Below are 19,150 nucleotides of genomic sequence, written 5' to 3'. Positions count from 1 at the left end.
GTTTCGTGTGTTCCGGGGGCGGTGGAATTCCGCACCGGCGGTGACAGTCCGCGACCCGACCACCTCGGTGGCCGGTTGACTCGGTGAAATTCCGAGACCGACGGTGAGAGTCCGGATGGGAGGAACACGCGATGCATCGGGTGACGCCCGCGGGGCGCACTGCGGTGCATCGGGATTGGTGACTTCCGGGCCGCTGATCCAGCTCCCTCACCCGGTCCGCACGCTCAGAAAAAGGAGTGAGTGTGGACTTCGGTCAACTGTTCAGCGACCTGCTGAACGCCCAGCTCGACATCGGGCTCGGGCACCCCATCCTGTGGCGAGAGATTGTCGGCAACGTCTTCGGACTCGCCAGCGCCCTGCTCGGGATGAATCGCAAGGTGATGGCATGGCCCATCGGCATCATCGGCAACGTACTGCTCTTCACGGTCTTCCTGGGCGGTGTCTTCTGGACGCCGCAGGACCTTGACCTGTGGGGACAGGCCGGCCGCCAGGTCTTCTTCGCCGCAGTCTCGGTGTACGGCTGGATCCGGTGGTGGCAGTACCGGCACCGCACCCAGTCCGACCGAGGCGTCCAACCCCGGCTCGCGACGGCCAAGGAACGGGTGTTCCTGGTCGTGGCGGCCGCGGTCGGCTGGGTCGTCTTCTACTTCGTCCTGACCGCGCTGGGATCTTGGGGCCCCGCTTCGGATGCCTGGATCCTGATCGGATCGATCCTCGCGACCTACGGCATGGCCCGCGGTTGGGTGGAGTTCTGGCTGGTCTGGATCGCCGTGGACGCGGTCGGCGTACCACTGCTGGTGATGGGCGGGTTCTACCCCTCCGCCATCATGTACGCCCTCTACGGCCTCAACGCCCTGGTGGGCTTCTTGTTGTGGCGCCGCTCAGCGAGGCGCCAGGAGATGCCGCCCACCGATGAGGTGGTCGAGGAAGACGTGGCCGCGCCGACGCCGGCCCAGAGCTGAGAGCGACATCGCAGGCAGTACGCGACAGCCGCGCCCGAAATCGGGCGCGGCTGTCATGCTTCTCGATCCGGTGGCCGGGTGCCCGGGCTCAGTCGTTGTCACCGCCGGTGTCCGTGCTGCCGTGGACGGCCTCGCCCTCGGAACCCCACTTCCAGTCGGCGACCTCGGGCCAGTCCTCACCATGGGCCCGGGTCCACTGCCGGGCCGTGATCCGGTTGTCCTCCATCTGCTGCCGCAGGGCGGCCTGCTGCTGGGCCAGGCCCGGCACGTGGTCGATGACATCCATGACCAGGTGGAAGCGGTCCATGTCGTTGAGCATGACCATGTCGAAGGGCGTCGTGGTGGTGCCCTCCTCCTTGTAGCCGCGGACGTGCAGGTTGGAGTGTCCATGTCGGCGGTAGGTGAGCCGATGGATCAACCACGGATAGCCGTGGTAGGCGAAGATGATCGGCTTGTCTGCGGTGAAGATCGTGTCGAAGCTGCGGTTGCTGAGGCCGTGCGGGTGCTCCTTCTCGTCCTGCAACCGCATCAGATCGACGACGTTGACCACGCGTACGGCCAAGTCCGGGATCTCGTTGCGGAGGATGTCGGCTGCGGCCAACACCTCCAGGGTCGGGATGTCACCGGCGCACCCCAGCACCACATCGGGTGCCTCACCGGGCCTCTCGGTGCCGGCCCACTCGAAGATGCCCAGACCACGGGTGCAGTGCTTCACTGCCGCATCCATGTCGAGCAGGTTCGCCGTGGGCTGCTTGCCGGCCACGACGACGTTGACGTACTGCTTGGAGTCCAGGCAGTGGTCGATCGTGGACAGCAGCGTGTTCGCGTCCGGCGGCAGGTAGACCCGGATCACGTCGGCCTTCTTGTTCACCACGTGGTCGATGAAGCCCGGATCCTGGTGGGAGAAACCGTTGTGGTCCTGCCGCCACACGTGCGAGCTGAGGAAGTAGTTCAGCGAGGCGATCGGTGGCCGCCAGTCGATCTCGTCGGTGACCTTGAGCCACTTGGCGTGCTGGTTGAACATCGAGTCGACGATGTGGATGAACGCCTCGTAGGAGGTGAAGATGCCGTGGCGGCCGGTGAGCAGATAGCCCTCGAGCCAGCCCTGGCACTGGTGTTCGGACAACATCTCCATCACCCGGCCGGCGCGGGCCAGATGGTCGTCGGGTCCGGCGCCGGTGTCGTCGGCCAGCCATTGCTTGGCGGTGACCTCATAGACGTTCTGGAGTCGGTTCGACGCCAATTCGTCTGGGGCGAAGATGCGGAAGTTGTCCGGATTGCGCCGGATCACTTCGGCCAGGTAGGAGCCCATCACCCGTGGTGCCTCGGTCGCGGTGGCGCCGGGGCGCTCCACCTCGACGGCGAAGTCGCGGAAGTCAGGCAGCCGCAGGTCACGCAGGATCCGGCCGCCGTTGGCGTACGGCGTGGCCCCCATCCTCAGGTCGCCCTTGGGCGCCAAGGCGGCGATGTCGGACCGCAGCGCGCCGGACTCGTCGAAGAGTTCCTCGGGCCGGTAGCTCTGCAACCACTCGGCCAGGTCATTGAGGTGTTCCTCGGTGTCGCGGGCGCTGGACAGCGGCACCTGGTGCGAACGCCACGATCCCTCCGTCTGCTTGCCGTCGATCGAGGCCGGGCCGGTCCAGCCCTTCGGGGTCCGGAAGACGATCGCCGGCCACAGCGGCCGGGTCACCTCCAGCACGTCCTTGCCGGCCGCCTCGGCCTTGATCTCGGCGATCTCGTCCAGGGCCGTGTCGAGGATCTCGGCAAACCGGGTGTGCACCGCGATCGGATCCTCGTCGGCCTCCGCCTCGAACAGGTGCGGGCGGTAGCCGTAGCCCTGCAGCAACGCGACCAGTTCGGACTCGGGGATCCGCGCCAACACGGTCGGGTTGGCGATCTTGTAGCCATTGAGGTGGAGTACGGGCAGCACCACACCGTCCTGCTTCGGATTGAGGAACTTGTTGGAGTGCCAGGCAGTCGCCAATGGACCGGTCTCGGCCTCACCGTCACCGATCACCGTGAAGGCCAGCAGGTCAGGGTTGTCGAACACCGCACCGTACGCATGGGACAACGCGTAACCGAGTTCGCCGCCCTCGTGGATCGAGCCGGGCGTCTCCGGGGCAACATGGGAGGGGACCCCACCCGGGAAGGAGAACTGGCGGAACAGTCGCCGCATCCCCTCGTCGTCGGGGGTGATGTCGGAGTAGACCTCGCTGTACGTGCCTTCGAGGTAGGTGTTCGCGACCAGGCCGGGCCCGCCGTGACCGGGGCCAGTGATGTAGATCGTCGGTTGGGACCGCTCGGCGATGGCGCGGGTCATGTGGGCGTACAGGAAGTTCAGGCCCGGGGTGGTGCCCCAATGCCCCAACAGCCGTGGCTTGACGTGGTCGCGGGTCAGCTGGGTGCGCAGCATCGGGTTGTCGAGCAGATAGATCTGTCCCACTGAGAGGTAGTTGGCGGCCCGCCACCACCGGTCCAGGCGCTCGGCCGTCGAGTGGTCGATGCCAGTGTCGGGACCGGGCCGCCACGCGTGCGTCGCGACGGTGGTCTGCGAGTTCGCGATGAGATGTTCGGCGCGCCCCTCAGTCGAGGATGCAGTGGTGTGCTCAGACGTCATCAGTACCTCCACAGCTGGGACCACTCCGGCGGCTGCCGGGCGGTCGGCATGAGTTCTGAAGCTGACGATACTGATCCGCCCAGACCCCGCCGCGGCAGGGGTGGCAAGGTCTCAGCGCTGACCGTAGACGTTCTGGTATCGGTCGTAGAGCTGGTCGATGGTGTGGTCCGGGATGGGCAGTGGCTCACCCAACTGGTGGGAGATGTGGACCGTGCGCGCGACCTCCTCGCACATCACCGCGGCCTTGACCGCGGCGCGCGCATCGGCGCCAATCGTGAACGGCCCGTGGTTGCGCATCAGTACCGCCGGCGAGCGATGATCACGCAGGGTGTCGACGATGCCGCGTCCGATGGAGTCGTCGCCGATGATGGCGAGTGGGCCGACGGGGATCTCGCCGCCGAACTCGTCGGCCATCATCGTCAGCACACAGGGGATCGCCTCGCCGCGGGCCGCCCACGCGGTGGCGTAGGTCGAATGGGTGTGGACCACGCCGCCGACCTGCGGCATCTCCCGATAGACGCACGCATGGGCGGCGGTGTCCGAGGAGGGCGACAGGGCGGCTGGCGTACCGTCGTCGATCTTCTCCCCGGCCAGGGTGCAGACCACCATCGTGTCGGCGGACAACTCGTCATAGGAGACCCCGGAGGGTTTGATGACGAACAGGTCCTCGCCGTCCGGCACCGGGACACGCTGGGAGACATTCCCAGCGGTCCACACCACCAGCTCCCAGCGAGGCAGCTCGGCATGCAACCGCGCCACCTGCTCCCGGGCCGAGGCGACAGCCTCACGGACGTGGCCGGGCAGTTCTGTGAGCCGTAACTGTGCTGCCATCGTCGCCGTCAGGCCTTGCGCTTGGCCGCCGCCCGGCGACGGATCTTCTTGAGCACGTGCATGACCTCGTTCTCACCGCGCCCGAAGTAGTCGTGCAGGGTGCGGTACTCGGCGAACAGCTCGTCGTACGCCTCGTGTCGGGCCTGGTCGGGCAGGTAGGCGTCCTTCTCCTTGCCGCCCATCGCCCGCGACCCCTCGGCGACGCTGCCGTACACACCCGCGGCGACCGCAGCGTGCACCGCCGAACCGAGCGCACCGCCTTGCTCGGTGGTGGCCACCGAGAGTGGCTTGTTGATGACATCGCACATCAGCTGCATCAGCCAGGTGTTCTTCAGGAGACCGCCGGCCATGACGATCTCGCTGACCTCGACGCCGGCTTCCTCGAAGGACTCCAGGATGATCCGCAGTCCGAAGCTGGTCGCCTCCAACAGGCTGCGGTACATGTCCTCGGCGCGGGTGGCCAGGCTCAGGCCCAGGAACAGGCCCGACAGGTCGTTGTCGACCAGAATGGAGCGGTTGCCGTTGTGCCAGTCGATCGCGATCAGGCCATGCTCGCCGATCTCACGTTCGGCACCCTTGGTGGTGAGCAGGGCATGCAGGGAGACGCCCTTTTCGGCAGCCTCCTCGTGGTAGCTGGTGGGGACCAGGTTGTCGACGAACCAGGCGTACACATCGCCCATGCCGGTCTGTCCGGCCTCGAAGCCCCAAGCTCCCTCAACGATGCCGCCGTCGACGACGCCGAACATGCCCGGCACCTCACGGAGCTCGTCGTTGGAGACCACGTAGCAGGCCGAGGTGCCCATGATGGCGGTCAACTGACCCGGCTCGACGGCCTGCACGGCGGCCGCCGTGACGTGCGCATCGATGTTGCCAACCGCCACCGCGATCCCGGGCTGCAGCCCCATCCAGCCAGCCGCCTCCTCGGTCAACTCACCGGCCTTGGACCCCAGCGGCTGCACGTCGTGCGCCATCTTCTCGGTGTAGACCTTGCCGAAGCCCGGCGCCACCGCCTCCAGGAAGTCCTCGGTGGGATAGGCGCCGTCCTGGTACATCCGCTTGTAGCCCGAGTCGCCGGCCGAATAGACCAGCGATCCGGTCATCCGCCACACGATCCAGTCCAGCGCGTCGACGAACTCCTCGGTGGCGTCGTAGACCTCCCGGTCGACCTCGAAGGTCTCCAACGCCTTGGGCAGCAACATCTCCGAGCTGAGCGTCCCGCCGTAGCGGGGCAGCCAAGCTTCGTTGCGCTGCTCGGCCACCTCGACGATGCGACGGGCCTGCTCCTCGGCGCCGTGGTGCTTCCACAACTTCACGTAGGCGTGCGGGCGATTCTTGAACTCGTCCAACTCACACACCGGGGTGCCGTCAGCCTTGGCCGCCACCACCGTCGAGGAGGTGAAGTCGATGCCGATGCCGACGATGTCCTCGACCGCGACGCCGGAGGCCTCGACGGCCTCGGGAACCGCGGTCTGCAGCACCTCGATGTAGTCCTGCGGGACCTGGAGCGCAAAGTCGGGCGGCAATTGCTGGCCGTCGCCGGCATCGAGCCGGTGGTCCATGATCTGGTGCCGAAACTCGGTGATCGCACCGGGGCCGTGCTCGCTGCCGTCCGCGGTGCTGACCACTGCAGCGCGGCCGGACAGGGTGCCGAAGTCGATACCGATGACGAACTTCTCGCTCATGTGAGCTCCTTCACTCAGGCGGCGTAGGGGATGGTGATGGACCAGAGGTGATTCAGGGGCGACCGGTGACGGGCATTCCGGGCGCGGTGAAGAATGAGTCCCAAGGGATCTCCAGCGGCGCATCCTCGGCGATGATCGCGTACAGGTGACGCAGCAACGGGAAGTCCTCGGGCCGGATCACACCGCGATCGGTGAGCGGCGCCAGTGCGCTGCCGACCTTGCGGATCGCGGCGACTCCCTCCAGGGTGACGCCCTTCATGTGCTGGTCGCGGACCTCGGAGAAAGGTACGCCGGCGCCGACGTATGCCCCGGCGCGGACATTGCGGCCGCCCATCGAGGTGACGAACATGTCACCGACCCCACCCAGACCGCGGGCGGTACGCGGGTCACCGCCGAGCAGTTCCATGAACTGCTCCATCTCGGTCTGACCCTCGGCAAACAGTGCTGCACCGTAGTTGAAGCGGCCGTATCGCTGGCCCTGTTCGCCGTTCTTGTCGATCAGCCCCTGGGCAAAACCGGCGGCGAAGGCGTAGATGTTCTTCATCGCTGCGCCGACCTCGTGTCCGATGAAATCGGTGGAGGTCCAGACGTGGTAATAGTCGGTGCGGAACATCTGGGCGAGTTCGTCGAGGCTGGCTTGATCCTCACCGCAGAAGACCACCGCAGTGTCGTGTCGAACCGCCAGTTCGCCGGCGATCGAGGGACCGACGATGGCCGACCACGTCACCTGGCTGACCAACTCGGGCGCGATCTTCGACTTCAACACCTCGGGCAGGATGGTGAGGTTGCCTTCGTCGTCGGTCTCCATGCCCTTGGTGATCGACAGCACCTTCATGCCCGGCTCGATCAGGCCGGCCAGCTGTTCACCGGCCCAGTGCACCCCGAAGGAGTTGACCCCGGACATGGCGACGTCGACACCCTGGAAGGCCGTGGCGGCATCCTCCAACTGGTACGCCGTGACCCCGTCGGCAACGGTGAGATCCAAGTCGGGATGCAGCCCGGACTGCTGGATGGACTCAATGATGTCCCGGTCCAGATGGGTGCCCACCAAGCGCACTTCGTGCCCGTTGTCGGTGAGGGGAAAGGTCAGCGCAGTTGCCATGATCCCCGCCCCGAGGATTGCGACCGTTGCCATGGTTGCCTCCTGAAGGTGTAGTGCTGTGAGCCTAACGCCAGGGTCTGACGACCGGGCAGGGGGTGCGGACGGCACCATCTGGTGGCTGAACGGGGAGGCGACCGAGGCAGCCGAAGCAATAGGCTGGAGCCGTGCCCGGCTGCCCGGGCCGTCGAGGTGGGGCCGGCCGGTCTCGTCCGCCGCCGAGAGAGGATGTCGTGGCCAAGTCGTTCGAGGAGCTCTTCGCGGAGCTGCAGCGCATCAAGCAGGACCGTCCGGAGGGATCCGGGACGGTGGCGCGGCTGGACGCCGGCGTGCATGCCATCGGCAAGAAGGTCGTCGAGGAAGCCGCAGAGGTCTGGATGGCCGCCGAGTACGAGAGCCGGGAGGAGGCAGCTGAGGAGATCAGCCAGCTGCTCTATCACCTGCAGACCATGATGATCGCCCTGGACCTGGACCTGGAGGATGTGTACGCCCACCTCTGAGGCGTGCAGGACGGAAACCATGACTGACCTGATCAAGATTGCCGTGCCCAACAAGGGCTCCCTGTCGGAGGCTGCTGCCCAGATGTTGCGTGAGGCGGGCTTCCGTCAGCGCACCGACACGAAGGACTTGGTGTTGGCGGACCCGGCCAACGGGGTCGAGTTCTACTACCTGCGCCCCCGCGACATCGCGGTGTACGTGGGCGAGGGCACGCTCGACCTGGGCATCACCGGCCGTGACATGCTGCTCGACTCCGGCGCCAATGCCCGTGAGGTGATGCCGCTGGGTTTTGGACGCAGCAAGTTCCGTTTCGCCGCTCCGGCCAACGAGAGCTGGGACCTGGCAAAGCTGCAGGGCGTACGCATCGCCTGCTCCTACCCGGGGCTGGTGGCCTCCCATCTGGCCGAACACGGCGTCGAGGCCCGACTGATCCGGCTCGACGGGGCCGTCGAATCGGCGATCCGGCTGGGCGTGGCAGATGTCATCGCTGATGTGGTGGAGACCGGGACCACGCTGCGGCGGGCCGGGCTGGAACTGTTCGGCGACCCGCTGCTGCAGTCCGAGGCCGTGCTCATCGAACGCGGCGAGGCGCCCCGCGCCGGCCTGGAGCTGCTGGAACGCCGGCTGGCGGGTGTGCTGGTGGCACGCAACTACGTGATGCTCGACTACAACGTCGCCGAGGACCAGCTGGCCGCGACGACCGCGGTGGCGCCCGGCCTGGATGCGCCGACCGTGTCGAAGCTGGCCAAGGACGGCTGGGTCGCCGTACGCGCGATGGTCGAGCGCGGCGAGGCCCACCGCACCATGGACGCGCTGTGGGACGCCGGGGCGCGAGCGATCCTGGTGAGCGACATCGCCGCGTCCAGGCTGTGAGGGAGGGCGAACCGGCGATGGCTGCCGATCGGGTCGTCATCCGCCCTCGTGGGCTGATCATCGTCGCAGCGGTCACCACCGTGGCGCTGGTGGCCGGTTCGTTGCTGTTCTGGTTCGGCATGGCGCCCGAGACCCGTGCCCTGTTCACCCTCCCGCAGATCCTCACCCTGCTGCTGTTTCTGGCAGTGCTGCTGGTCGCGCTGTGGTTCCTGGCCGGCTCGAGCGCGGTGGGGGACCACCACGGGATCACCATCCGCAACGGCTGGCGACGACACCAGTTCCCTTGGGATGAGGTGGTCGCGCTGAGGATGTCGCGACACGACTCCTTCGGTGTCTGCGTGGTCGATCCGGCGCTGTTGGGCCGCCACCACACCGGAGCCCTGACGATGCTGGGCGTGCTGTCGACCGAGGGAGAGCGGTCCCAACGGGGGATGGCTGGGCTCACCCGGCTGTGGCACCAGTCCGGGGCCGCGCCGACGGGGCCGGCCGCGCCTGAGGATCTCCCCACCAAGCGGCACCACGACGAGTAGGGTGGGTCCATGGAGTATCCCGACACCGTCCTGCTGCCGGTCGCCATTGGATTCGTGGTCATCGGGATCGCCGCCTCGGCGCTGATCTGGAGTCGTAGCGCGCGCCCGATCGGTCAGATCCTGCTGACGTTGGGGCTCAGCCTGCTGCCGTTGGGGTTGTGGCTGATCGGTGTTCTGCAGTTGCTGTGGGACGGCATCGTCGCTCTGGTGCGGTTCTTCTCCGACTTCGTGATCACCCCGATGGTGAATGCCGGTCTGATCGTGCTGGCCGTAGCAGTGGTGCTCGCGGTGGTCGGGCCGTTCATTGCGAAGCGCCAGCAGGGCCGGCAGCCCAAGCAGGCCAAGCAGCCCAAGGTCGACAAGAAGCAGGACCAGCGTCAGGTGAGCGCTGGGCAGGCCAGCCCGCAAGGCAAGGCCGGTGCCAATGCCGGTCGCGGCTCGGCCGCCCCGCCGCCCCAGCAGGGTGGTTCGGCAGGCGACGACTTCGACGAGATCGAGGCGCTGCTGAAGAAGCGCGGCATCGAGTGACGTGCGCCATCAGCGATTTCCCCGGGATGACGACGGTGCCCCGGATCCCCACCTGCGCGGCCTGATTGCCGCGGCGACAGCCGACCAACGGGCGTACCTGCGTTGTTGCGCCGGACTGGGACTGGCCCGGTTGTTGCTCCCGGTGGTGCCCCAGGAGTCCTCCGAGCCCGGCATCCATGACGAGCCCGGTACGCCGTTGGTCGTCTTTCCCGACGGTCGTCGTGCGCTGATGACCTTCACCGGGCTGGATTCGCTGCAGGCGTGGCAGGCCGATGCCCGGCCGGTGCAGTGCACCATCGACGAGGTGGCGCGGACCGCTCAGCAGTGGGAGGCCGACGGCGGCGGAGCGGTGACCGTGGTGGTGGACCCGGCCGGACCGGTGGCCCTGGAGTTGGTGCCCCAGGTGGTGACGGCGCTGGCTGCGGGACAGCGGCTGGTGGAGTTGGAGGACGGCCAGTTCGGCTGGCTGTCGGGCTGAGGCCGGATTGGTGTTCACCTCATCTGTGAGCTAGTCTTGACTGGCGAGATTCGACCAACGAATCCTCACAAGCGGAGTCTGCTCCCACCTGCCTGCGGGACATCCTGGCGGTCAGGTCGTCACCATGACGCATCTGTTGTTGATGCGTGTCTGTGTGCTGACGGTTGCGGCCTCCGATGGCGGGGGCCGTTTGTTGTTTCTGCTCAGCATCACTCACTTCTTGGAGGAAGCATCAGCACTGAAGACCGCATCAATGAGCGCATCCGCGTCCCCGAGGTCCGTTTGGTCGGTCCCGCCGGAGAGCAGGTGGGCATCGTGCGGATCGAGGACGCGCTGCGTCTGGCCCGCGAAGCGGAGCTGGACCTGGTCGAGGTGGCGCCGCAGGCGCGCCCGCCGGTCTGCAAGCTCATGGATTACGGCAAGTACAAGTACGAGAACGCCCAGAAGGCACGCGACTCGCGTCGCAACCAGACGAACACGATCATCAAGGAGATGAAGCTCCGCCCCAAGATCGACCAGCACGACTACGACACCAAGAAGGGTCACGTCGTGCGGTTCCTCAAGGGTGGGGACAAGGTGAAGATCACCATCATGTTCCGTGGTCGTGAGCAGAGCCGTCCGGAGCTGGGTTTCAACCTGCTCAAGCGCTTGGCTGATGACGTGGAGGAGTTCGGTCACGTCGAGGCCGCACCGAAGCAGGAGGGCCGCAACATGCTGATGGTGCTCGGCCCGAACCGCAAGAAGACCGAGGCCAAGGCGGAAGCCAAGGCCGAGAAGGACCAGCGCGCCCAGGATCGCGAGGCTGCGGCGAGTGCGGCCGAGGCCGACCTGCCGCAGCAGCGCAAGATCGCTGCACCGGTCAAGAAGAAGGCCAAGGGGCCCGCGGACAACATGGACCCCGACATCGATCTGTGATCGATCGCCGGTGCCATCACGGGCCGGCACCTGGACCTGCCGATCAGATCGGCATGAAATGCACCCTGCAGGGTGAAGGACGAAACGGAGAGGCGCAATGCCGAAGCAGAAGACCCACTCGGGTGCCAAGAAGCGATTCAGGGTCACCGGTACGGGCAAGGTCATGCACCGCAAGGCCGGCAAGATGCACCTGAACGAGCACAAGCCCAGCCGTCGCACCCGTCGCCTCAGCGGTGACGCAGTACTGGCGAACGGTGATGCGAAGAAGGCCCGCCGCTTGCTGGCCAAGCGCGCCAAGTGACCTCGCTGCAGCTCTCTGCAGCACCCCGGCCCTGACACGGGCACCCAAGCAACAGCGTCCGAGACGCACGAAGTGAGCGTCACACGACGCAGGAAGAGAAGAGACGATGGCACGCGTCAAGCGTTCAGTCAACGCCAAGAAGAAGCGCCGCGAGATTCTGGAGCAGGCCTCGGGTTACCGCGGTCAGCGCTCCCGCCTGTACCGCAAGGCCAAGGAACAGGTCACCCACTCCAATGTGTACGCCTACCGGGACCGTCGCGCCCGCAAGGGTGACTTCCGCAAGCTGTGGATCCAGCGCATCAATGCCGCTGCCCGCGCTGACGGCATGACCTACAACCGCTTCATCAGCGGCCTGAAGGCAGCCGGTGTCGAGGTCGACCGCAAGATTTTGGCCGATCTGGCCGTGACCGACCCGAAGGCGTTCTCCGCCCTGGTCGAGCTCGCCAAGAAGCACGCCGGCACCTCGGCTGGTCAGCCGACCGGGCAGGCCTCCGCTGCCTGAGCGCCACCGGTCCGTGAGGACCAGCTGGCTTGAATCTGTGGAATCGGCCCAATCCGCTCGCCGGGTTGGGCCGTTCCGCGTCCCAGCGGCGTACCCACGCCCATCGCTCCGGGGAGGACCCCAGTGACAGCACCATCCAAGGCCCGACTGGCCGCCGTGCGTCGGCTCACCCGACGCAAGGATCGGCTCGCCACCGGGAGCTTCTTGGCCGAGGGGCCGCAGGCGGTCCGCGAGGCGATCCGGGCCGGTGCCGCCGAGGAGCTGTGGCATGTCGGCCCACGGGAGCAGGTCGGAGAGGACCTGGGACTTGAGTTGTCGCGGTTCGATCTGCCCAGCTGGCAGGTGGAGCCGGCCGTGCTCAAGCAGCTCACCTCCACCGTCACACCGCAGGGCATGGTCGCGGTGTGTCGTACGCCGGTGGCCCAGGGCCTGCCGGCCGGCGCCAGGTTGGTCGTGGTGTGTGCCGAGGTGCGTGATCCGGGCAACGCCGGCACCGTGATCCGGTCTGCCGACGCGTTCGGCGCCGATGCGGTGATCCTGACGTCCGGTTCGGTCGAGTTGACCAACCCCAAGACAGTCCGCGCCAGCGTTGGCAGCATCTTCCACCTGCCGATCCTCACCGATCGGTCATTGCCGCAGGCGTTGGAACTGGTGCGGGCACAAGGCCTGCAGGTGTGGGCCGCCGATGGTGGCGGCACGCTGCTGGACCAGGTCGAGGAGCGGCTTGCGGCGCCAACCGCCTGGCTGCTCGGCAACGAGGCGTGGGGGCTGCCGCCCGAGGTTGCCAGCCAAGCTGACGACATCGTCGGCGTCCCGATGTATGGCTCGGCCGAAAGCCTCAACCTCGCCACGGCTGCCGCCGTCTGCCTGTACGCCAGCGCCACCGCCCAGCGGCGCTGAGTCACGACCCGGTTTCTCGCCGGACCGGGGCTCAGACCAGGCCGGTTTCCCGAGCCAGATGGACGGCGCGGGAACGGCTGTCGACGCCCAGCTTGGTGAAGATGTGGGCCAGATGGGTCTTCACAGTCGCCTCTGTCACGAAAAGCTCCCGTGCCATCTCCTTGTTGCTGACGCCGGTGGCAAGCAACCGCAACACCTCGGTCTCCCGCTCGGTGAGTTTGGGCAACGGACGCCGCATTCCCCGCAGCACCCGGTCGGCCAGATCCGGGGCCAGCACCAGATCGCCCTTGGCCGCCCGGCCGATGGCCACGGCAATGTCATCAGGGTCGGCGTCCTTGAGGAGATATCCCGCCGCGCCCGCCTCCAATGCCCCCATGATCTCGGCGTCGCGGTCGAAGGTGGTGAGGATCAACACGGCCGGTGGCTGGGACAGCGCCCGCAGTGCCGCCGTGGTCTCGATGCCATCCATCCCTTCGCCGAGTCGCAGGTCACACAACACCACGTCGGGGGTGAGTTCTCGGCTCAGCGTGACCGCCTCTTCGCCGGTGCCGGTCTCGGCCACGACCGTGATCGCGTCGCTGGCCAGCACGGCTCGGAGGCCGCTCCGTACCACCGGATGGTCGTCGACGATGAGGATGCTGGTCATGAGCCCTCCTGATGAGCGCGGATGTCCGGGCTGGTGTGTTGGTGCTGGTCGTGGCCGGCACGGATCGGCAGGTGGATCGACAAGGCCGTGCCCTCGCCGGGGGTGCTCTCAATGTCGAGCCCGCCGCCCAACTCCCGCAGCCGCGATCGCATGAATCGCAGGCCGAAGCTGCCCGACGTCGAGCCACGCTGTTCCCAGGCCGCGACATCGAAACCGATCCCATCGTCAGTGATGTCGAGCCGCACTGAGTCCTCGGCATCGATCAGGCTGAGGACCACTCGATCGGCCCGGGCATGTAGCCGAACATTGGCCAGCGCCGACTGGGCGGTCCGCAACAGTGCGATCTCGACCTCGGCAGGCAACTTCGGCACCGTCGGCTCGACGTGCAGATCAGTGGCCAGACCGGACTGGTCGTGCACCCGGTCCAACAGCCGACGCAACGCGGCAGTCAGTGCGTCATCCTCCAACTCCGAGGGGGCCAGGGCGGCGACGATCCGGCGTACGTCGGCCAGACTCTCCCCGGCCAGCGACTCCAGCTGGTTCAGGGTTGTGGCGGCCTGAGGGTCCTGGCTGCGTCCGGCGCCGGCGTGGGCCAGCAGCCGGATCGACGACAACGACTGGGCGACAGTGTCGTGGAGGTCTCGCGAGATGCGGGTCCGTTCCGCAATCGCCCCGGACTGGCGTTCCGCAGCAGCGAGCTCGTCCTGGAGTTCGGACATGGTGCGGTGGGCCCGGGTCAGCGAGGCCAGCAATCGTTCGCGTTCATCGGCATCCCGCAGCAGCTGCAGATAGCCGCGGGAGACCGCGTACGCGAAGACACCCCCGATCAGCGGTCCGATGGCTCCGGCCCAGCTGGTGCCACCGTGGTGCAGCACCGGTGCCACCGCGGTGACCGTCAGGATCAGCAAGGAGAACGGGACGCCCCACCGGACTGGCAACAGGTGCCCGGCGAGCAGCCAGAGCAGGAAGGCGACCCAGACGAACTCGGCCGACACGGCGACGGCGACCCCCCACACCACCGCCAGCCCCAGCAGCCACACCACCACCAGCCGTTCGGTGACCTTGCCGCTGTGCAACCGACTCGGCAGGAAGGTGCCGGCAGTGTGCCAGGCCAGGATCGCGATGCCGCAGGCGATGGTGGCGAGAACATGATCGACACCCCGAGGCGGAGCTGCGTCAGCGGCGAGCAGGGTGCGAATCACGGCGATCGCGACCAACACCACCGCCAACACGTGCTGGCCGACCACCATCAAGGTGGTGATCGTGCTGGCACGTCCGGTCGCCGGCCCGCCGTGGGTCAGGGCACTGCGCACCAGGCTCAGCGACGGCTGGGTGTCGGCGCGGGCACTGTCGGGCATCAGTCGTGGGCGATGTCGATGACCACCCGGCGCGGATCATCGAGCACCGAGATTCGATAGCCGAGGTCACGGTCGAGTCCCAGATGCAGCAACTGCTGCCCCTCATAGGGGGACTCCAGTTGGATGCCACGCAGTACGCCACCCTCGCAGCCCAGTAGCGCCGGCGGCTCCCAGCCGTTCTCGGGGTTGGTGACACCGGTGATGACCACGGTCAGGAATCGGTCGCCAGCCACGTCGAGGCGTCGTCCCGAACCTGATTGGTACGCGCCGTCGGCGGGTTGGGCATGCCATTGCGTGCCGCCTTCGCCACGGTATTCGACCACCACTCGGTCGAAGCTTTCGTGTTGCCCGCAGCGCACCACCTCGGCCACGTGGGCGCCACCCGCCTCTGATCCGAATCCAGCCGATTCCGAGGGGCCAGTGGTGAACGGGGCACCGCTGGGAGCCTCGTCGGCCGGCGTGGACGCTGGCGGGCTGCTCGGGCTCGGTGCCGGCGATGGCCCGGTCGAGGTTGGCGTGGCCGAGCTGGCCGGACCGGCCGACGGCGTGGCGCTGGGCTGGAAGGTGGTGACATCGGGGCTGGTCGGCTCGACCGGTTCAGTCGGCGTGCCGCCGTCACAGCCTGCGATGCCACAGACCAAGGCCAGGGCGGCCAGCGCCGTACCGAGGCGGCGGGCCGGGGCCACCGAGAGCATCACCATGGACGAACGGTACCCCGGCAGCCGGCGGCGGGGACGAAACGGCTCGCACGCTCGGCGTGCACCTCCCTAGACTGACCCGGTACGTCGAACCAGAGGGGAGCCCATGTCAGGGCCGAACAAGACCGATGACCCGGTGGAGGTGAAGCCGCTGTCGACCGAGCAGGTCGAGGTGGCGGTGACCGAGGCGCTGATGGCTTTTGCCGCCGCCTCCACCATGGCGGAGTTGAAGCAAGCCCGTCTGGCTCACACGGGTGACCGGTCGGCGCTGGCGCTGGCCAACCGTGCGATCGGCGGACTGCCACCACAGGAACGCAAGGACGCCGGAAAGCAGATCGGCCAGGCCCGCGGACGGGTGAACCAAGCCCTCAAACAGCGTGAGGTCGAGGTCGGCGAGGCCGAACTGGCCGCCCGGCTGAAAGCCGAAGCCGTTGACATGACGGTGCCGGTCGGCGTCGCTCCGGTGGGAGCGATCCACCCGATCACCGGCATGATCGAGGAGGTCTCCGACATCCTGGTGGCGATGGGCTGGGAGATTGCCGAAGGTCCCGAGCTCGAAACCGAGTGGATGAACTTCGACGCCCTCAACCTGCCCGAGGACCACCCTGCCCGGGGGCTGTCCGACACCCTGTTCGTCGAGCCGGTGGACCACCACCTGCTGTTGCGTACGCAGACCTCCCCGGTCCAGATCCGGGCCATGCTGGAGCGTGATCTGCCCCTCTACGTCGCGTGTCCGGGCAAGGTCTTCCGGGCTGACCCCTTCGACGCCACCCATCTGCCGGTCTTCCACCAGGTCGAGGGCCTCGTGATCGACAAGGGCATCTCAATGGCCCACCTCAAGGGAGTGCTGGATCACCTGTCGACTGCATTGTTCGGCGAGGGCGTCCAGACCCGGTTCCGGCCCCACTACTTCCCGTTCACTGAGCCCAGTGCCGAGGTGGATGTGAAGTTTGAGCTCGCCGGGGCCGGCGACTCCGAGGGCTGGATCGAGTGGGGCGGCTGCGGTGTCGTCAACCCGCGGGTGCTGCAGGCCTGCGGCATCGATCCCGAGGTCTACAGCGGCTTCGCGTTCGGCATGGGCATCGAGCGGGCGATCATGTTCCGCAACGATGCCACCGACCTGCGTGACATGGTCGAAGGCGATGTCCGATTCCCCCGTTCTCTGCAAGGAGTGGCCCGATGAAGGCACCCGTCTCGTGGTTGCGTGAATGCGTCGCCCTGCCCGACTCGTTGACCACCGAACAGCTCCGCGACACCTTCGTCCGGCTCGGCATCGAGGTCGAGGACATCGCCACCGGCTCCGAGGTCACCGGTCCGGTCGTGGTCGGTCGAGTGCTGTCGCTGGTGCCGGAGGAACAGAAGAACGGCAAGACCATCAACTGGTGCACCGTCGATGTCGGCGCTGAGCACAACACACCGGCCTTCGGGCCGGACGGGGCCGACGGCCGGGGCATCGTCTGCGGCGCCCACAACTTCTCCGTCGGAGATCAAGTCGTGGTCGCGCTGCCCGGCTCGGTGCTGCCGGGCGATTTCGCCATCGCCGCCCGCAAGACCTACGGTCACCTCTCCGACGGCATGATCTGCGCCGCCGACGAGCTCGGTCTGCCTGATGACGGCAGCGACGGCATCATCGTCCTCAGCGAGGAACTGCTCGATGGCGCGGTGCCGGGCGATCCGGCGCTGCCGCTGCTGGGGGCTGACGAGGTCGTCTTCGACCTCGAGGTGACTCCCGACATGGCCCACTGCCTGTCCATCCGCGGCCTGGCCCGAGAGCTTGGGCAGGCGCTCCAGGTCTCCTTCACCGACCCGGTCGGACCGGACCCGGTGGCGGCGGACCTGGCGCCGGTCGAGGGTGCGATCCCGGTGAGCATCGAGGATCCCCGTTGCCGCCGCTTCGTCGCGCTGTCGGTGACTGGGATCGACCCCACCCGACCGACGCCGGCCTTCATGAGCCGTCGGTTGGCACAGTCGGACATCCGCTCGCTGTCCCTGCCGATCGACATCACCAACTACGTCATGCTCGAGCTCGGCAACCCGCTGCACGGTTACGACGCCGGCAAGTTGGCCGGGGGACTGGGCGTACGCGCTGCTCATGACGGGGAGACGCTGACCACGCTGGACGGCGCGGTACGCACGCTGGCCGCCGGTGACCTGGTGATCGTGGACGATTCCGGCCCGATCGGCCTGGCCGGGGTGATGGGCGGTGCCAGCACCGAGATGAGTGAGACCACCACCGACGTGGTGATCGAGGCAGCCGCTTTCGAACCGGCCTCGGTGTCGCGCACCGCGCGCACCGTCAAGCTCACCTCGGAGTCATCCAAGCGCTTCGAACGTGGCGTCGACCACGGCGCCTGTGTCGCTGCCGCCCGGCGCGCCGCTGAGCTGCTGGTGAGGTACGCCGGCGGCACCATCAGCCCGGAGGTCACCGTCGCCGGTGAGCCGGAGCCGATGCCCAGCACCACCTTCGGGGTGGATCTGCCGCAGCGGATCCTCGGTATGCCGGTGACCGCCGACCAAGTCGTGACGGCGCTGGAGGGAGCGGGGTGCACCGTCGCCCGCACCGGCGGCGAGATCACGGTCACGCCGCCGACGTGGCGTACCGATCTGGTGCAGCCCTATGACTATGTCGAGGAGGTCGGCCAGAAGGTCGGCCTGGAGAACATCGTCGGCATCCTGCCGCGGGCCAGCGGTGGCCGCGGCTACACCGCCCGGCAGCGGGCCCGGCGAGCGGTGGTGCACGCGCTGGCCGACCAGGGCTTCGTGGAGTTGCTGACGCTGCCGTGGCAGTCCGACCACGATCTCGACGTGCTCGGCGTGTCGGCGGCCGATCCGCGTCGCAACACGGTGCGGGTGGCCAACCCGCTCGCCGAGACCTCACCGGACCTGCGGTCCACGCTGCTGCCCGGGCTGCTGCGAGCGGCGCTGCGCAACACCAGCCGTGGCATCGATGACCTGGCGATCTTCGAGGTGGGCTCGGTCTTCCGGGCATCCGAGACCCCGGTGCCGGCGCCCCGGCCCAGTTTGGCCCAGCGGCCCAGCACTGCTGAGCTGGAGCAGCTCGCCGCCAGCGTGCCACCCCAGCCGACCCATCTGGGCGCGTTGCTGACGGGCGCCTGGGTGCCGGCACGGCCGGGCCAGCCGGCTCAACCGGCCACCTGGCAGCACGCTGTGGCCGCGGTTGAGGCGGTCGCTCGGACGCTGGGCCTCACGCTGACCCGCCAGAACGCGAGCCACGCACCCTTCCATCCGGGTCGCTGCGCCGAGTTCCGCCTCGGTGAGGTCGTGGTGGGCCATGCCGGCGAGCTCCACCCCAGCATGCTGGCTGATCTGAAGGCTCCCGAACGCGCCTGCGCGGCCGAGATCAACCTTGACCTGTTGTTGGCCCACGCCGATGCGATCGGCACCATCGCTGCGCTGTCGCCCCACCCGGTGGTCAAGGAGGACGTGGCGCTGGTGGTTGATGCCGGCACATCCGCGGCCGAGGTCGAGCGCGCCCTGGTCGCCGGTGCCGGCGAGCTGCTGGAGGAGATCCGGTTGTTCGACGTGTACGCCGGTGAGCAGTTGGGGGAGGGGAAGGTGTCGCTGGCATACGCGCTGCGATTCCGTGCCTCCGACCGCACGCTCAAGGACGCAGAGGTGGCGAAGGCCCGGGAGGCCGCGGTGGCAGAGGCCGCCCGGGTGACGGGCGCGACCCTGCGTACCTGAGTCACCGGGTGGGGCACCTGAACAGAC

19 protein-coding genes and 1 riboswitch are annotated in these 19,150 nt (G+C 67.7%); of the genes, 12 read left to right on the top strand and 7 right to left on the bottom strand.

The features are described 5' to 3' along the window. Positions 1-3 precede the first annotated feature (3 nt). Positions 4-132: riboswitch (FMN riboswitch) on the top strand. A 110-nt stretch (positions 133-242) separates the two neighbouring features. Next, positions 243-962, top strand: a complete 720-nt coding sequence (pnuC, locus tag CGZ91_RS07850) for a nicotinamide riboside transporter PnuC (RefSeq protein WP_229116499.1) — start codon at positions 243-245, stop codon at positions 960-962. Between the two features lie 88 nt (positions 963-1,050). Here pnuC and CGZ91_RS07845 read toward each other — a convergent pair whose 3' ends face one another. From CGZ91_RS07845 to CGZ91_RS07830, 4 genes are all read right to left on the bottom strand, one after another. Continuing rightward, complete coding sequence (locus CGZ91_RS07845) at positions 1,051-3,579, bottom strand: phosphoketolase family protein (RefSeq protein ID WP_094454176.1); 2,529 nt, start codon at positions 3,577-3,579, stop codon at positions 1,051-1,053. 111 nt (positions 3,580-3,690) lie between these two features. Further along, the gene (locus CGZ91_RS07840; RefSeq protein ID WP_094453949.1) at positions 3,691-4,410 is read right to left on the bottom strand and encodes an L-ribulose-5-phosphate 4-epimerase; all 720 of its coding nucleotides are present in this window, start codon (positions 4,408-4,410) and stop codon (positions 3,691-3,693) included. 8 nt (positions 4,411-4,418) lie between these two features. Continuing rightward, complete coding sequence (locus CGZ91_RS07835) at positions 4,419-6,092, bottom strand: ribulokinase (protein WP_094453947.1); 1,674 nt, start codon at positions 6,090-6,092, stop codon at positions 4,419-4,421. Positions 6,093-6,144: 52 nt separating this feature from the next. Beyond that, complete coding sequence (locus CGZ91_RS07830; protein ID WP_094453945.1) at positions 6,145-7,227, bottom strand: NAD(P)H-dependent glycerol-3-phosphate dehydrogenase; 1,083 nt, start codon at positions 7,225-7,227, stop codon at positions 6,145-6,147. Between the two features lie 197 nt (positions 7,228-7,424). On the opposite strand from CGZ91_RS07830, the gene CGZ91_RS07825 reads away from it, so the two are divergent. From CGZ91_RS07825 to CGZ91_RS07785, 9 genes are all read left to right on the top strand, one after another. Beyond that, positions 7,425-7,691, top strand: a complete 267-nt coding sequence (locus tag CGZ91_RS07825; RefSeq protein ID WP_094449665.1) for a phosphoribosyl-ATP diphosphatase — start codon at positions 7,425-7,427, stop codon at positions 7,689-7,691. Positions 7,692-7,710: 19 nt separating this feature from the next. Then, on the top strand, positions 7,711-8,562 hold the full coding sequence (gene hisG, locus CGZ91_RS07820; protein WP_094453944.1) for an ATP phosphoribosyltransferase: 852 nt from the start codon (positions 7,711-7,713) through the stop codon (positions 8,560-8,562). 17 nt (positions 8,563-8,579) lie between these two features. Next, positions 8,580-9,092 carry a PH domain-containing protein gene (locus CGZ91_RS07815; RefSeq protein ID WP_094453942.1) on the top strand — a complete coding sequence of 171 codons (513 nt, stop codon included), beginning with the start codon at positions 8,580-8,582 and terminating at the stop codon, positions 9,090-9,092. 9 nt (positions 9,093-9,101) lie between these two features. Next, positions 9,102-9,620, top strand: a complete 519-nt coding sequence (locus tag CGZ91_RS07810) for a hypothetical protein (RefSeq protein WP_094453940.1) — start codon at positions 9,102-9,104, stop codon at positions 9,618-9,620. A 1-nt stretch (position 9,621) separates the two neighbouring features. After that, positions 9,622-10,098, top strand: coding sequence for an SseB family protein (locus CGZ91_RS07805; RefSeq protein WP_094449669.1), 477 nt, complete (start codon positions 9,622-9,624; stop codon positions 10,096-10,098). 231 nt (positions 10,099-10,329) lie between these two features. Continuing rightward, entirely contained in the window at positions 10,330-11,013 is a 684-nt protein-coding gene (infC, locus tag CGZ91_RS07800; RefSeq protein WP_229115913.1) for a translation initiation factor IF-3, read from the top strand. A 97-nt stretch (positions 11,014-11,110) separates the two neighbouring features. Then, positions 11,111-11,314 carry a 50S ribosomal protein L35 gene (gene rpmI / locus CGZ91_RS07795; RefSeq protein WP_094449670.1) on the top strand — a complete coding sequence of 68 codons (204 nt, stop codon included), beginning with the start codon at positions 11,111-11,113 and terminating at the stop codon, positions 11,312-11,314. A gap of 106 nt (positions 11,315-11,420) precedes the next feature. Continuing rightward, positions 11,421-11,816, top strand: a complete 396-nt coding sequence (gene rplT, locus CGZ91_RS07790) for a 50S ribosomal protein L20 (protein WP_094449671.1) — start codon at positions 11,421-11,423, stop codon at positions 11,814-11,816. Between the two features lie 123 nt (positions 11,817-11,939). After that, positions 11,940-12,716 (top strand): TrmH family RNA methyltransferase, encoded by a 777-nt coding sequence (locus tag CGZ91_RS07785; protein WP_229116498.1) that lies wholly within the window; start codon positions 11,940-11,942, stop codon positions 12,714-12,716. A gap of 31 nt (positions 12,717-12,747) precedes the next feature. Here the strand turns inward: CGZ91_RS07785 and CGZ91_RS07780 are convergent, their stop codons facing one another. From CGZ91_RS07780 to CGZ91_RS07770, 3 genes are read right to left on the bottom strand one after another with little or no spacing between them, the layout of a single operon-like run. Next, complete coding sequence (locus tag CGZ91_RS07780; RefSeq protein ID WP_094453936.1) at positions 12,748-13,362, bottom strand: response regulator; 615 nt, start codon at positions 13,360-13,362, stop codon at positions 12,748-12,750. Then, complete coding sequence (locus tag CGZ91_RS07775) at positions 13,359-14,720, bottom strand: sensor histidine kinase (RefSeq protein WP_229116497.1); 1,362 nt, start codon at positions 14,718-14,720, stop codon at positions 13,359-13,361. The genes CGZ91_RS07780 and CGZ91_RS07775 overlap by 4 nt, the downstream gene beginning before the upstream one ends. Continuing rightward, a complete protein-coding gene (locus CGZ91_RS07770; protein WP_094453934.1) occupies positions 14,720-15,421 on the bottom strand; it encodes an AMIN-like domain-containing (lipo)protein in 702 nt (233 codons plus the stop codon). Before CGZ91_RS07770 ends, CGZ91_RS07775 begins: the two co-directional genes overlap by 1 nt. Before the next feature lie 103 nt (positions 15,422-15,524). On the opposite strand from CGZ91_RS07770, the gene pheS reads away from it, so the two are divergent. Beyond that, positions 15,525-16,601 carry a phenylalanine--tRNA ligase subunit alpha gene (gene pheS, locus CGZ91_RS07765; RefSeq protein WP_094453932.1) on the top strand — a complete coding sequence of 359 codons (1,077 nt, stop codon included), beginning with the start codon at positions 15,525-15,527 and terminating at the stop codon, positions 16,599-16,601. Beyond that, positions 16,598-19,123, top strand: a complete 2,526-nt coding sequence (gene pheT, locus CGZ91_RS07760) for a phenylalanine--tRNA ligase subunit beta (RefSeq protein ID WP_094453930.1) — start codon at positions 16,598-16,600, stop codon at positions 19,121-19,123. Before pheS ends, pheT begins: the two co-directional genes overlap by 4 nt. The last annotated feature ends 27 nt before the right edge of the window (positions 19,124-19,150 follow it).

Origin of the sequence: Parenemella sanctibonifatiensis (assembly GCF_002250565.1) — a bacterium.
GTDB lineage: Bacteria > Actinomycetota > Actinomycetes > Propionibacteriales > Propionibacteriaceae > Parenemella > Parenemella sanctibonifatiensis.
The sequence above is the reverse complement of the archived record's forward strand: the minus strand, read 5'-3'. Positions and strand labels throughout refer to the sequence as shown.